Annotated in this window: 10 protein-coding genes; 9 read left to right on the top strand and 1 reads right to left on the bottom strand. The window is 45.5% G+C overall.

The window, feature by feature from the left end:
• Nucleotides 1–126 precede the first annotated feature (126 nt).
• The 5 genes from CRO25_RS06390 to CRO25_RS06370 all read left to right on the top strand — a co-directional run bounded on the left by CRO25_RS06390 (nucleotide 127) and on the right by CRO25_RS06370 (nucleotide 4,648).
• Complete coding sequence (locus CRO25_RS06390; protein WP_079694373.1) at nucleotides 127–681, top strand: helix-turn-helix domain-containing protein; 555 nt, start codon at nucleotides 127–129, stop codon at nucleotides 679–681.
• 90 nt (nucleotides 682–771) lie between these two features.
• Nucleotides 772–1,449 carry a response regulator transcription factor gene (locus CRO25_RS06385; RefSeq protein WP_079694372.1) on the top strand — a complete coding sequence of 226 codons (678 nt, stop codon included), beginning with the start codon at nucleotides 772–774 and terminating at the stop codon, nucleotides 1,447–1,449.
• A complete protein-coding gene (locus tag CRO25_RS06380; RefSeq protein WP_218670774.1) occupies nucleotides 1,446–2,537 on the top strand; it encodes a cell wall metabolism sensor histidine kinase WalK in 1,092 nt (363 codons plus the stop codon). Before CRO25_RS06385 ends, CRO25_RS06380 begins: the two co-directional genes overlap by 4 nt.
• A 230-nt stretch (nucleotides 2,538–2,767) precedes the next feature.
• Nucleotides 2,768–3,925, top strand: a complete 1,158-nt coding sequence (locus CRO25_RS06375; protein WP_063563565.1) for an NAD(P)/FAD-dependent oxidoreductase — start codon at nucleotides 2,768–2,770, stop codon at nucleotides 3,923–3,925.
• A gap of 15 nt (nucleotides 3,926–3,940) precedes the next feature.
• Nucleotides 3,941–4,648: an MBL fold metallo-hydrolase gene (locus CRO25_RS06370; protein ID WP_072732679.1), complete on the top strand. Its 708-nt coding sequence runs from the start codon at nucleotides 3,941–3,943 to the stop codon at nucleotides 4,646–4,648.
• Between the two features lie 102 nt (nucleotides 4,649–4,750).
• On the opposite strand, the gene CRO25_RS06365 is transcribed toward CRO25_RS06370, so the two are convergent.
• The gene (locus CRO25_RS06365; RefSeq protein ID WP_079694370.1) at nucleotides 4,751–7,165 is read right to left on the bottom strand and encodes a family 43 glycosylhydrolase; all 2,415 of its coding nucleotides are present in this window, start codon (nucleotides 7,163–7,165) and stop codon (nucleotides 4,751–4,753) included.
• 388 nt (nucleotides 7,166–7,553) lie between these two features.
• On the opposite strand from CRO25_RS06365, the gene CRO25_RS06360 reads away from it, so the two are divergent.
• The 4 genes from CRO25_RS06360 to CRO25_RS06345 all read left to right on the top strand — a co-directional run bounded on the left by CRO25_RS06360 (nucleotide 7,554) and on the right by CRO25_RS06345 (nucleotide 15,211).
• Nucleotides 7,554–11,405, top strand: coding sequence for an alpha-L-arabinofuranosidase C-terminal domain-containing protein (locus tag CRO25_RS06360; RefSeq protein ID WP_079694369.1), 3,852 nt, complete (start codon nucleotides 7,554–7,556; stop codon nucleotides 11,403–11,405).
• Between the two features lie 167 nt (nucleotides 11,406–11,572).
• Nucleotides 11,573–12,478 carry a sugar ABC transporter permease gene (locus CRO25_RS06355; protein WP_079694368.1) on the top strand — a complete coding sequence of 302 codons (906 nt, stop codon included), beginning with the start codon at nucleotides 11,573–11,575 and terminating at the stop codon, nucleotides 12,476–12,478.
• A gap of 15 nt (nucleotides 12,479–12,493) precedes the next feature.
• The gene (locus CRO25_RS06350) at nucleotides 12,494–13,384 is read left to right on the top strand and encodes a carbohydrate ABC transporter permease (protein WP_063563570.1); all 891 of its coding nucleotides are present in this window, start codon (nucleotides 12,494–12,496) and stop codon (nucleotides 13,382–13,384) included.
• A 75-nt stretch (nucleotides 13,385–13,459) separates the two neighbouring features.
• Nucleotides 13,460–15,211, top strand: a complete 1,752-nt coding sequence (locus CRO25_RS06345) for a sensor histidine kinase (protein ID WP_079694367.1) — start codon at nucleotides 13,460–13,462, stop codon at nucleotides 15,209–15,211.
• The last annotated feature ends 1 nt before the right edge of the window (nucleotide 15,212 follow it).

The following is a 15,212-nucleotide window of genomic DNA, read 5'->3' as shown; positions in this document are numbered from 1 at the left end:
CACATTTCATTCTTGTTGCATGTTATATTTAACTGAAACGTGCGATATAACGTACGTTCTTTATAATTGTACAATATGTACGCTATATAGCACAATATAATCTTTTAAATCAGAGGTGACAGTATATTGAAAAACATTAATGTTGTTCTGGCACAGAATTTGAAGCAGCTCAGGGAACAAAGAAAACTTAGTCTGGACAAGGTAGCCGAGATGTCTGGAATTAGCAAGACGATGTTGGGACAGATTGAACGGGGTGAATCCAACCCTACAATTGCGACAGTTTGGAAGATTGCGAACGGCCTGAAAATTTCGTTTACTGCCTTGATCCACGAGCCAAAGTCGGATACTACAGTTGTAACGGGCAGTGATATTCAAGCATTGATGGAGGATGAGGGAAAGATTCGGATTTATCCGCATTTTCCTTTTGAAGAAGGGCGCCGTTTTGAAATGTACATGATGGAAATGGATGAAGAGTCTTCTTTGAATGCTGAACCACATATAGAAGGGGCAGAGGAATTTATTACAGTTTTTGAAGGGGAAGTTACGATTCGGGTTGGTGCAGAGGATTATACGGTAAAACAAGGGGAGTCGATTCGGTTTCGCGCGGATAAGGCTCATGGCTATAAAAATTCGGGAGCTTCTGCGAATAAATTAAGCATGGTCATCCATTATTCAAAATGAGATGGTCATACGAATAGATTCTACGCTATTTATATTTTGTTTAAATTCGTGTCGTACGATCTTCCTGAATGAGTGAAAGGGGGTCCGGTAATGAATCAAATTCTAATTGTCGATGATGATGTTTATATCCGAAAACTTGTAAGTACGATCCTGAAACAGGAGGGATTTCTTACAATTGAAGCGGTTGATGGACATGATGCGCTGCAAAAAGTAGCAGAAGTGAATCCAAGCCTTTGCATTATAGATATTATGATGCCAAATATGGACGGTTTTGAATTGTGTCGCGAGCTTCGGCGCTATCATGAGGATATTCCGATTTTAATGCTAACTGCGAAGGAGGATATCACTCAAAAAGTCAAAGGATTTGAAATGGGTACGGATGATTACCTCACCAAACCGTTTGAACCTGCTGAACTGATAGCCCGTACGAAGGCATTGCTGAAGCGTTATAAAATAAATGCTTCTCAATCGGTTACCGTTGGACGAATCACGCTGGACAGAAGCAGTTATGCCGTCATTATGGAGGGGAATACTCATACGATTCCTATGAAAGAGTTTGAATTGTTATTTAAGCTTGCGGGTAATGCCAATAAAACACTCTCCCGTAATCAGTTGATTGAGGATTTATGGGGGTATGATTTTGAAGGAAATGAACGCACACTGGATGTACATATCAATCGGTTGAGAGAACGTTATCAACCGGAGACGGCAGGTTTCAAGATTACAACCATTCGAGGATTGGGTTACCGATTGGAGGAGACACCTTGAAGAAAGAAGGGGCATTCAATCGAGCGGAGATGGATATGTTTATAAGGCGAACGATTTTCTTCCTGGTGCTCTTCTGTGTATCTCTATGTGTTGGATATGTGCTAATGCAGTGGATCTATAAGGTGACTGGGAATCCCCCGGAACTGATTGCCCATCTTCTTACTGCGATTGTTGGCTTGGCTCTTATGCCGTTGGTAGGTTACGTGTGGGCATGGATCCGTGGCGAAGAACGGAAGGATCGCAGATTCATTTTCAATAAACAACGTACAGAATTGCTTGAAGCGATGAGCAGGATTGCCAAGGGAGATTTCAATGTATCTGTGAAGATGGAGGTCGAACAGGGCCCGTATCAGGAGGTGGTGGACAGCGTAAATACCATGGCTAGAGAACTTGGCTCGGTGGAAAAGATGCGCCAGGATTTTATATCCAATGTATCTCACGAGATCCAGTCCCCGCTCGCTTCCATCAGTGGGTATGCCTCGTTGCTGAAAAATAAAAGTGTGAATCAAGAGCAAATCGTGTTATATGCAGATATTATTGAAACGGAGAGTAAGCGATTATCCAAGCTGAGTGGTAATTTGTTGCGTCTTTCCGCATTGGAGTCCGATTATACTTCCATGGAGAAGAAAGCTTATCGTTTGGACAGACAACTTGAGAACATCCTTCTTATGCTGGAACCCCAATGGGCTGAAAAACAAATTCAATTGGATGTATCTATGCCTGTGACCACGATTATAGGGAACGAGGATTTGCTAAGTCAGGTGTGGATCAATCTGCTGCACAATGCAATCAAATTCACACCAGAAGAAGGAACTATTGGGGTAAAACTTGATTGTCATCAAGATGAGGTCGTATGTGCAATCACGGACAATGGCGTGGGCATCTCACCAGAAGATCAGCTGCACATTTTTGAACGGTTTTTCAAGGCGGATAAAGCTCGAACCCGTTCCCGGGGAGGCAATGGACTTGGGCTGTCTCTTGTCCAAAAAATTGTGATGATGCATGGCGGACAAGTTACTGCCAAAAGTGAGCTGGGACAGGGATCGGAATTTGTTGTGAGTTTACCCCTGATCACTGAAAAATCCTGAAATTAGATTGAATGTGTGGAATATGGGATCGGATTTAGTGGAGCATCAGTCGTTTAACGACTGGTGCTTTTTTGGTTTTTCGTCAGATCTTCAGATGTGAAACATTCTGACGAGAAGATGAATATGCTGATTTCTTTATCCATTTAAATTCCGTTTAACTTCAAGCGCTAAGATAAGTTTGTGAACAGGAAACAACATGAAATTAAATAATAAATCTAGGAGTGATTGCTATGAGTAATCAACATAAACGTATCGCTATTATTGGAGCGGGTCCTGGCGGACTCACTTTGGCAAGAATTTTGCAGCAGGCTGGTTACAGTCCTGTCGTGTATGAAAGTGATCCATATCCTGCATTTCGCGAACAAGGAGGTACACTTGATTTGGATCAGGAGAGCGGTCAAAAAGCATTACAGATGGCCGGACTACTCGATCAGTTCCATGCCATTTGCCGTTTTGAAGGACAGGCATTAAAACTTTCGAATAAAAGAGGAAACATTCTGCTTGATGCCCAGGGAGACCTTGATCCTACAGAACATGACCGTCCTGAAATTGACCGTTCCGTGCTGCGGACGATGCTGCTTGACTCGCTGCAGCCGAATTCCATTCAATGGGGGTATAAATTGTTGAAGGCTGTACCGCTTGATCAGGGAAAACATGAACTGCGGTTTGAAAATGGGTTTACCGAAACCGTTGATCTGGTCATTGCAGCAGATGGTGCTTTTTCCAAAGTTCGTCCATTGGTCAGTGATGCAACCGCAGAATATTCGGGTGTGAGCATGATTGAACTTAACATCCTGAATGCCGCAGCCCAGTTTCCCGAACTTGCAGCATTTAATGGGATGGGAAGTATGTATGCCTTGGGCGATCACAAAGGAATTATGGCACAGCTGAATGGTGACAAACGGATTCGGGTTTACCTGGGTTTCCAGGTGGAACGAGATTGGCTGGAACAGAGCAATATTCCTTTTGAGAACTTGGAAGAAGCGAAGAAAGAGATATTGCCGTTATTTGAAGATTGGGACGAACAACTGAAGAGTTATATCCGATGTGCTAACGGGGCAATCACACCCAGACGAATATATATGCTGCCTGTCCCTCACCAGTGGGAACATAAATCTGGCGTTACACTGATAGGCGATGCCGCCCACCTGATGTCTCCCTTTGCGGGAGCAGGGGCCAATCTGGCGATGCTGGATGCTGCCGAGCTTGCCAATTCCATTATAAATCATGCTGATCTTGACAAAGCCGTGCAGGAATATGAAACCAAGATGTTTGAGTACGCGGCGGAAACGGCAACCGTTACCCAGTCCAACATGGAATTGTTTTTCTCGGACAATGCCATTGAAGCATTATGTGAACTAATGAATGAACTCACAATCCAAGCGTAAAAGGAGATCATAAAAATGAAAAAATCAGGTGTAATTTCTCTCGAACTCGGTATTGAGCTTCCGCAAGGCATGTGGACATTCACGCCTTCGCTGTTATATTCGGAAGATGAATTAATTCTTGTGGACACAGGCGTGGCGGGAATGGTGCAAGAAGTATCCTCCAAGTTGAAGGAAGCTGGATATTCCATTGAACAGTTAACAGGTATTCTGCTCACGCATCAGGACCCGGATCATATTGGCAATCTAACCGAAATCATCAAGACCTATCCGGGTAAAAAGGTGTATGCACATGCTGCTGATCGTCCTTATATCGATGGAGAGCTTCCCCTTCTAAAACAAATGCCTCCAACAGTGCAGCTCAAAACGGCCCATTTCCCTTTAGTGTCTGGAGCTGTCGTTACAGATACTGTTGAAGATGGCGACGAATTGGCATTCGGTGGCGGAGTCATTGTTATTGAGACGCCAGGACATACACCTGGGCATATCAGTTTGTACCAACCTGCTTCCAAAACATTAATTGCTGGTGATGCCATGTTAATTCGCGGGGGACAACTGCAAGGACCTAACCCCGTGCAGACACCGGATTTGAAGCAAGCTTACGAATCGCTAAGCAAATTTGCTGCATATGACATCGAAAAAATCCTCTGTTATCACGGTGGTTGGTATGAAGGGAATGTAAACGAACGAATTGCGGAAATTGCAGCAGCCGGACCACAGGAATAAATACAGAAGATTTAAATGATAATACCAATAAAACAGCCTGAGAAATCGGCTGCTTTATTGGTATTTGTTTTATAGATCCAACACCTCCGGCAGGTATCCTGATTAAGGCTTTTCTTTTGCCTGACGCTGAATTTCTGTAGAGGTTAACGCTTTATCATATACTTTTACGTTATCCATTGAGCCTTTATAGAAAGGATCAGCTGTATAGCGGCTTTTGCCCAAATAAGCTTCCGTCACTTGCAGATCCTTCGGGTTAAACGTGATTTCCGTGCTGCTTGCTACAGCTTTTCCATTCACGTACAACGTGCCGGTATTTTCCTGAAGGGTAACAGCGACATGCACCCATTGATTGGAGGGCAGCGGTTCAGCAGCAATCAGGCTCTGATCCCGTCCCTGATCATGAATGGTGAATTGCATAGCTCCGTTATGCTGGGCGGGAGTAAGGAACATATGTCGGGTCAGGCCATTTCCAAAGTCGAAAATTCGCTGCCAGGCTCCGCCGCCACTCCAGTTGACCCATGCACTAAAGGTAAAATCATTCGTATCGGTAATGATTCCGGGCAGCTGGATGTAGCTGTCGGTTCCATTAAAAGCAGCAGCCTGATTCTTGCTGCTAATAGCAGAAGTCACCACATTAAAGGCTTGTCCATGATATTTATTTTTGCTGAAATCCTGTGCGATTTTGGCAAGTTTCTTTTGTTCAAACGTATATTCTCCAAGCAAAGGACTAACCGCTTGCTGTGGAATGATAACGTTAAATGTTTTGGAGCTTACCGCACTACCTTTGCGAATCGTTGCCGTTAATGCCACCTTGGCATCTCCCTTACCCGTGCGAGGACGATTCACTACTCCGGTAGCGGACAGCGCAGAGGTGTTGGAAGATTTCCACGTAATCTCAGTATCACGAGTTCCCTTGATCGGGAGGGACAGGTTGAAGAATACGTTCCCTGTGTCGCCGATACTCAGATCCTTTTTCACCGCATTAACAATATCCTGATCCTTCAGTGCAGCCATCTGACTTCCCCAGATTGCCACGCCAGACGAGGAGAGAGCGCTAAAGGTCAGAACCGTCTTTTGGGAATCTGGCTCCCATTCATGAGTGAAGACTCCTTTATACAGAACATTATTCGATGTGATTTGCACCTGATTGTCTTCTTTAAGACTCCAAGTTCCCGTCACCGCACCACTAATCTGCCCATCTGCTGTGAACTGAACGGTCTGTGAAGATTTGATCTCGGCCGTAATTTCCTTCCCGTGATTCACCCATTTGTACTGACCAGCAATATCCTGGGTTTTCAATGCGGTAGTATCCTCTTCTAAGCCCGCATAGCGATAGGGAGAAACAACAGGCCATCCTTCCGAGTTCATATGCATCTCATGGACGCGGACTTCATGCTCTTCGCCGCGTCCTGGAAAGCGGGAATGGAAGATCAGAAATTGTTTTCCCGTTTCAGCGTCAACATAAGCGGAGTTATGTCCTGGTGATACATAGCCGATACCTTGACCTGTGCCGGGGTCACCGATCTGTCTTTGAAACAGGAAGTTTCCTAGTAATTTGACGCCAAAAGGCTCGATCGAACGGTCGTCAAACAAGGGTTTGTCCTTGTCCGCCTTGACGTTGATCATATCGTTTCCTTCAGCATCGAGGAAAGGGCCGTCCGGTGTTTTGGAGCGAGCTACGCGAATGTTATATCCCCCGTCAGCACCCAATCCGCCATAGGACAGATACAGATAATAATAGTCGGTTTCGGGATTATAGAGCATATAAGGTGCTTCAATTCGGCTGTGATTGCCTCCGGTCAGTTTTTTGCCATACCCCTGATTAGGGAGAGGTTTCCCCGTCGTTTCGTCCATCTCCAGAATGAAAATCCCCCCGGAATAGGAACCGTATACCATCCAGAGCTTGCCGTTTTTATCGAAAAATACATCAGGGTCGACCACATTCGGATGTATGGTTGCATCGTATATGGTGCCATCCTCACTAATCTCATCCCACATGCCGGATTTGAGCAGAATACCCTGATTTTTATAAGGGCCCTCAATGTTATCTGCCACAGCAACACCTAACGCAGAGCGGGGAGAGTCCCCTTTGCACGCATTGTAGTACATATAAAATTTTCCATCCGCCAACTGGATGACGTCTGCTGCCCATAATGTATCGGTCTGCGCCCATTGTAGTGCTTCAGCGAATTCCTTGGTTACATTAGGGACAACAGGGTTGTCATCCGTAACCCCGGAGGCGACCGAATCCCAATTCATCAAATCTTTGGATTTTGCCACTTGAAGATGTGAACCAAAAATATAAAAGGTATCACCCACCTTAATAACGGAAGGGTCATGAACGGAAACATTCCTGAATGCTGGAACCGCATTCTCAATGGATGTGGAAACTTGCGGGTTGGAACGGATTGCCCCCGGACTATCCGCGAATACGGAGACGGGAGCCAAAGCTGTTGTCGTAAGTAATGCAGAGCTCAGTAAAGAAATGTTAAGTACGCTTACCCAATAACGTTTCATACGTTTCCCCTTTCCCAATACCTGAAATGAAAAATCACCCTATTCATTGCCGCAAACGTTATTTGCTCTGACAGCCCTCCTTTTGGTTCTCATAAATTATCAAGCGCTTTCATTTGCTATATTATCAATCAATTTATATATTTGTAAACCATAAATATCAGGGTTAGGGTGACTTTAGGATGGAGAGGGAGATAAGCAAAAGGTCGATGTATTCGAAAGAATTCCTATGATATAACGGATTTTTTGTAATTTTGGGATTGAAATCTTTACTCGGAATAAGATACTATACGATTAGATCGTGTGTTTATATATTTATCAATCAATTTATATTTATACGAATTAAAGAAAGCTTATCTACGATAATTTACGCTACATAGGAGGAATGAACATGAATACATTTCATAATCAACTAATTGCACACTACAAGTTTGAAGATGCAGCCGACATTGGCAAGGATAGTTCAGGAAATGGGCACGTTGGAGGCGCCGCAGGAGAGAAAATACCCGACATTTCCGAAGTGAATGGCAGATGGGCGGTTACTTTTACTGGAGGATCGAACGGAACATCCTATATGGAATTGCCTTCGAATTTGCTGCAAAATGTAAGCGACAACACTGGAGTAACTGTTGCAGCATGGGTCCATTTAGGCAAGGGATCGAACGTGTGGGAGCGGATTTTCGACTTCGGCAAAGGAGAAAAGGGCCCCTATTTATTTCTGACTCGTCAGATGCGAGGCACGTTATATGCAGGCGATGATCTGGTTGTAGACCCGGGACGTGGATTTGTCAGTGGGGAATGGATGCATGTTGCTTTGTCAGTAGCAGGCAGTCAGGGCGGCACACGCAGCAGCGCGGGTCCGGTTGTATATGTGAATGGAGAGAAAGTAGCGGATGGCTCCATCAGTCAGACGTCTAGTGGCAACTATGCCAAGCTGCGCAGATGGTTTGATTCGTTCATGGATCCTGCGAATTATAGCCGCAATTATATTGGACGTTCTCAGTACGCGGCAGATGTGGATTTTGCAGGCTCACTGTCTGATTTTCGGATTTATCAGGCGGCTCTGTCCATGGATGAAGTGATCGAAGTCATGTGCGAGTCCCTGACGGATGAAGAGATTGTGAAGCTGGCAGGAGATAAATATTTGTCTGCTCCAGCCCGGATTATTACCAAAGACGTGTCATTGCCTGTAGATTTGCTGGGGGGCAAGGTAAACGTTCAATGGAAATCAAGTCAGCCAGAAGTTCTGTCAGCGAATGGACAAGTTCAACCCCTGAGCTCAGCACAGGAGATTCGTTTGAACGCACTTTTAACCAAAGGTGGAAATACGCTGAACAAAAGTTTTGATGTGTCCGTTGTGCCAGAACATCTTCCGCCTTATACCGTTACAATCCATGGGGACCAGCATGTGGCGGATATTAGTGAAGTGATGTACGGCCTGTTCTACGAGGATATCAACAATGCAGCAGATGGGGGAATCTATGCGGAGTTAGTTCAGAACCGTTCGTTCGAATCCTTTGCATTCGATACGTACTCGCATGACTCTGGCGAATGTGGTTGTTCGACAGGCCGGAACCGTGATCCTTTGTTTGCCTGGTCAGGGGATACCGAGAAAATGATCGTACAGCATACCGATGGAATAAACACTCATCTTAACGTAGAAGACCCGGAAGTGAACGCTTATTATGTAACGGTTCAGACGGGTGCAACCATTCGAAATCGCGGATTCTCGGATTCCAATGAGCATTGTGCCATGTCCATCAAGAAAGGAGAGGCATATGATTTTACCGTCTGGGCCAAGGCAGTATCCGCAGGAACGATTACGGTTCAATTGCAGGACGGGAACGGTGATGCCATCAGTGATTCAGTTACGCTGCAAGTTGAAGGCGGTAACACATGGAAGAAGTACGGGATCGCCTATTCCGATACCCGTGTCCTTGTGGCCAATGGCGAGATCAGCGGTCATGCAAGTGGTAGCCATGTATTGACTCACTCCAGCTCTCCCCATATCACCCATTCAAACGTGACCCTGACCGGAACGGAGACCGTGCTTGGGCAATTGGCACTTACCTTTGAAGGAGACATTTCCATCGACATGGTGTCGTTGACTCCGCAGGATGTATGGGGAGCCGATCCGAAAGAGCAGGGAGTATCCGCTTCAGCACATGCCAACTACACCGGGAATCCGAACTATCGGCTTAGGAAAGATCTGGTTCAAGCCCTTGTTGATCTGCATCCGAAGTTTCTGCGTTTTCCGGGGGGATGCATTTCCGAAGGTTCGTTTATTTGGGACAATGTGTATGACTGGAAGGATTCGGTGGGAGCGGTAGAGCTTCGCAAAGAGAACTATAACGTCTGGGGTTACATGATGACGATGGGTCTAGGTTATATGGAGTATTTCCAACTGGCAGAAGATTTGAATGCTGCTCCGGTGCCGGTTATGGCCTGTGGTGTTCTGTGCCAGGCTCGATCGGATTACGCACATCCGGCGGGTGGCGCTTTGAGGGATTACTATATCCGAAACTTTACAGACCTGATCGATTTCGCGCTCAGCAAGGATATTGAACATAACGAATGGGCTGCCATTCGAAGTAGCATGGGACATCCTGAACCATTCGATCTGCGTTATCTTGGCGTAGGTAATGAGAACTGGGGAACCGAATTTTTTGCCAACTTTGAAGTATTCAAGACGTCAATTGATGAGTATATGAAACGTAATTATCCTGATCATGAGCTTCATATCATTTCGACAGTTGGGGCCCAGGCAGACGATGATGCGTACCAGCAGGGCTGGAAATTCCTGAGCGGCAATCTGACCGGATCAGCTCAGGTGGCTTTTGCAGATGGCCAAGAGGTCATCGAGGAGACGGTCACTTGGTATGAGAACCAGGACAACTATATGGATACCATTGCGGATGAGCACTACTATCGCTCCAATGACTATTTGCTGAACAACGTGGATCGGTACAACTATTATGAGCGGGCTTATCATGAAGACGGCAGTATGGATTGGACAGAGACATCCAAGGTATTTGTGGGAGAATATGCATCCACGGACAAAAATACACTGGCAGGTGCGATCGCAGAAGCTGCAGTCATGATCGGTTTTGAAAATAATGCGGACGTTGTTCGCCTGGCTGCCTATGCGCCGCTGTTCAACAAAGTACTGACGGATGGTACTTACCGCTGGACGCCGGACTGCATCTGGTTTGATGATGAAACGGTGTGGTATACACCGAATTATTATGTGCAGCAGCTTTTTGCCAAGTATGTGGGTGAGCAGGTGCTGGGCACTTCATTTACAACGTACAGCAAGGGTCAACCGATGGAACTCATTCCACGAGGCGGTATCGAGATTGCGACAGGCAATGCTGACATTGTGGTGAAACGGATTACGGTCACATCGAACCAGGATGGCAGCGTGCTGTTTACAGAAGATTTCAGGGAGCGGACAGCTCTGAATGAGGCATGGAATTCGATTCCGGGATCGGCAGGATACACGCTGGAGAAGGAAAAAGGACTGATTTTGAAAGCCCAGTCAAGCGGACTGAATGGGTTATACCTACTGAACGATGAATGGTCGAATTATAAAGTGGAAGTCGAGGCTCAGCGCATAGCGGGTGAGGATGGCTTCACCATCGGTGTTGGATTGACGGATAGTTCACCTGAGAAAAAGGATGTCATCGAATACGCAATCGGTTATGGCGGCAATGCAACAGGAGTCAAAGTATATAAGCAAGGTGTAGAAGGCTATACTCTGGGTGATTATTCTTCCAGTTCCGCGGCGGGAAATCTCCGGGCAGCCAACTATGAACCGCTGGCGAACGATACGAATTATACGATTACTGTCAATTATGGTAGTGAAACAGGGAAGAATCTGATCTGCTCTTATACCGATGGTCACACTACTAGCAGAATTCTGGATTACAAGTTGGAAGCGTACAACCGGGATGTATTCCATTCCGTTACGAGAGATGCGCAGCATGTGTATGTGAAGCTGGTGAACGCAGATGGGGTGGACAAAGCAACCCAAATTCACCTTCAAAATCTAAACGTTACCTCTGTTGCGAAATGGATAACACTTGGCGGAGATGAAGAATTGCTACATGTTCCTAATGTGAACCAGAAAAATGATGAGAAAATTGTTCCACAAGAACAAGTGATTCATCTGCAGGAGGATTCGGTTGTTTTGCAGCTTCCTGCTCATTCGGTCAATGTATTGGTTATGGATGTCCAGAAATAATAAGTTTTAATATTTCAATAGTAACCTGATGCAGCCTTAGAACCGCGACACTCGCGGTTTTTTGGCGTTCAACGAAGAGAGTCAACAAAAGATACCTAAAGTAAATAGCCTACACTATTGCCGATTCCTGACGGATTCTATAATGAATTTGAAGGAGGAGACAGCTCATGCGTTCCAACTACAGACAATTTATACGAAACGTTCCGCTTCATCTCATGATATTGCCTGGATTGATCATTATTATTGTATTCGGTTACATTCCGATGGCGGGACTCTCCATTGCCTTTCAGAATTTCTCTCCCATTGCCGGATTCAAAAATATGAACTGGGTTGGCCTGGACAATTTCAGGTATCTATTCGATCTGCCGGGGTTCGGTCAGGTCGTATGGAATACGGTATTTATTTCCGCGATGAAAATTGTGTCCGGTTTGGTCATTCCCGTACTTGTGGCCTTGCTGCTGAATGAGGTGCGCAAAACAGGTTTTAAACGAACAATTCAGACGGTCATCTATATGCCGCATTTCTTTTCCTGGGTTATATTGGCCGGTATCATTGTAGACGTATTGTCCCCTAGTACAGGAATTGTAAATATGCTGCTTAAGGCGATAGGGGTTGAACCTGTTCAATTCCTGGCCAGTAACGATTGGTTTCCTTACATACTCGTCATTACGGACCAATGGAAAGAATTCGGATTTGGCACGATTATATATTTGGCCGCACTGACAAACATTGATAAATCCCTGTACGAAGCATCTGTCATGGATGGAGCAGGAAGATGGAAGCAGACCTGGCATATTACGCTGCCTGGCATTCGTCCCATCGTGATTCTAATGGTTACACTGAGTCTGGGTAACGTGCTTAACGGTGGTTTTGACCAAGTGTTCAACCTCTACAATCCACTGGTCTATGAATCCGGAGACATTCTGGATACGATGATCTATCGGATCGGTCTGCAAGATGCGCAGTATTCGGTATCAACCGCATTGGGTCTCATTAAGTCAGTCGTTTCGTTTATCTTTATCGGGCTTGGTTATTTCCTAGCCTATCGATTAGCCAATTATCGGATTTTCTAGAAAGGAGGCAAGAACATGCATCACGCTTCAAGAGCCTACCGTTGGTTTCTGGGAATCAATTATGTCATCCTGACCCTTCTTGCCTTGCTATGCCTGTTTCCTATTGTGAATATTCTGGCGATTTCGTTTAGTTCGAGTGATGCAGTCAAGGCGGGAAGTGTCACATTCTGGCCGGTGGACTTCACCTTCTCCTCGTATAAATACATTCTCGAAAATCAGCAGTTTCTAAATTCATTCGGTACAAGTCTTCTCCGTGTGGTACTCGGAGTTGCGACCAACCTGATTTTCACGATTCTTGTAGCCTATCCGCTCTCCAAAGAGGCAGCAAAGTTTCGTTCCAGAACGTTCTATGCGTGGGTTTTTGTCTTTACCATGCTATTCAGTGGAGGATTAATCCCGGGTTATCTGATCGTCAAGGAAGCAGGCCTTTTGGATTCCATCTGGGCTCTGATATTACCGGGAGCGGTTCCGATCTTTAATGTATTGCTTATGCTGAATTTCTTCCGGGGTTTGCCGAAGGAGCTGGAAGAGGCGGCTTGGATGGATGGCGCAGGCCATTTCCGCACGCTATGGAGCATTTACCTTCCCATTTCATTGCCCAGTATCGCAACCATTACATTGTTTGCCATGGTGGGACACTGGAACGCTTGGTTTGACGGCATGATCTATATGAAAAGTCCGGAAGGTTATCCGCTAGCTACGTATCTACAATCTATGCTTCAGCAAGTGACGATGATTCAAAGTGAGATGATGACCCTTGAAGATGCAACACTATTAAGTCAGGTGTCGGATAGAACGACCCAGGCATCTCAAATCTTTTTGTCTGTTATACCCATTCTGCTCGTGTATCCGTTCCTGCAAAGGTATTTCGTTCATGGACTTGTTGTCGGTAGTGTAAAGGGATAAGATCGATGGAGGAAAACCAATGGGAGGAGCCGATTTCCGGCTCCTTTTTGCCGTTGAGGAGAGGAGTGAAGTGAAATGAGATTCGCGGTGGGCACCTGGAAAAATGCATCCATCGTCGTCAAACTGATGATTGCTTTTGTGCTCGTCATCCTGCCCCTATATGGGATCAGCATTATGATCACGCATACCAGCTCCAAGCAAATGCAGACGGAAGTGGAGAAGGCGCATGAATCAAAGCTTTATTTTTACCACAATCATCTGCAATTCGAACTGGAGAGAATGAGTGGGCTTGTTACCGAATTTTCGTTCGATGAAACGATGTCCACCCTAAGTACACGAGCTGCGATTATGAGTAGATATGAGGTGACTTCCAGTCTCAATAATATCCACAACAAGCTGGGGCAGATCATGGTGACGAGTCCCTATATCAGCGATGTTGTGTATTACGTTCCGGCTCTGCATAAACGAGTAAGCGCGGTGGACGGAATTCGCAATGTAGAGGATACAGAATGGAAGGATCTGCTGGAAACTATAGGGAATCTGAATGGTGAGTTGTCTTATTCGGATAACAATCTTTATTTTCTCAAAAGCAATCCGTATAACATGAATCATGAAGAACCACCCAATTTTATATTAGGCATACGCTTGTCTGCAGAAGAACTGAAGCACAGATTACAGCAGCTCGCGGAAACAGGAGGCAGTGATATTACGCTGAGCTTCGGAGAGAAGCACAATGTCGCCATTTCCTCTTCAGACGAACCTACGTCGGCGGCATTATTGCAACGGGTATCACCGGTATCACCTGTATCCATGCAAGTGACGAGATTTCAATCCGATCCATATCTGTATTATTCGCTTTATGATCCCGATCACTCGTTCACGCTGACAGCCAGTATCCCTAATGATGTGCTCCAAGCTCCGCTGGAACAATACAACCTATGGCTGTGGACGTTGACGCTTATTTCAATTGTTATCATTATGATCTTCTCCTTTTCGATCTACAGGTCAATTCACAAGCCGTTATCTGTGCTCATTCGCGGGTTCAGAATGGCGGAGCAGGGCCAGACAAATATTCATATTCCGCAATCCAGACGCGATGAATTCGGTTATTTATACTCTCGCTTCAACCACATGATAGAGCGCTTACATATTTTGATTGATGAAAATTATGTTGCCCGGATTCGAACCAGCGAGGCAGAACTCAAACATTTGCAGTCCCAGATTCAGCCTCACTTTCTATATAACAGTCTGTTCAGCATCAAGCAAATGGCCGAGGTCGAGAATGTTGAATTAATTCAGGAATTCACCGACTATTTGGGTCAATATTTCAGGTATATGTCCAGGGATTCTCATTCCGAGGTTTCGCTAGGTGAAGAGGTGGACCATGCCTTGGTCTATGCTTCTATTCAGAAAATCCGATTTGGCTCAAGAGTCCAACTGCAACTGGAGGAACTAAGTAGGGAGTATCGAGACATCGCCATTCCCCGAGTCATTATTCAGCCAATCGTCGAGAACGTATTCGAACATGCCCTTGCCAAACGCAGTCAGGGAGGAATTCTGAAATTATCCTATCAAGTGGAACACGACAAGTTGTCCATTCGGATAGAAGATGATGGCGATCAATTAACAGATGAAATCCTGAGCAGCCTGCAAGCATCCTTTCAGGAATCTGCAAACCCGAGACATGGGGATGAAGAGATTACGGGACTAATGAATGTGAATCAACGTTTACGGATCAAGTTCGGGACGGGCTATGGTCTTTGTGCGCAGCGTAGTGAGTTGGGCGGTTTATGCATGATTTTAAATATTCCATGGAGACGGGAGTAAT

The sequence above is a fragment of the Paenibacillus sp. RU5M genome, from assembly GCF_900221055.1.
In the GTDB taxonomy this organism is placed as follows: Bacteria; Bacillota; Bacilli; order Paenibacillales; family Paenibacillaceae; genus Paenibacillus; species Paenibacillus marchantiae.
Note: the sequence above shows the minus strand (reverse complement) of the source record. Positions and strands in the feature narration are given on the sequence as shown.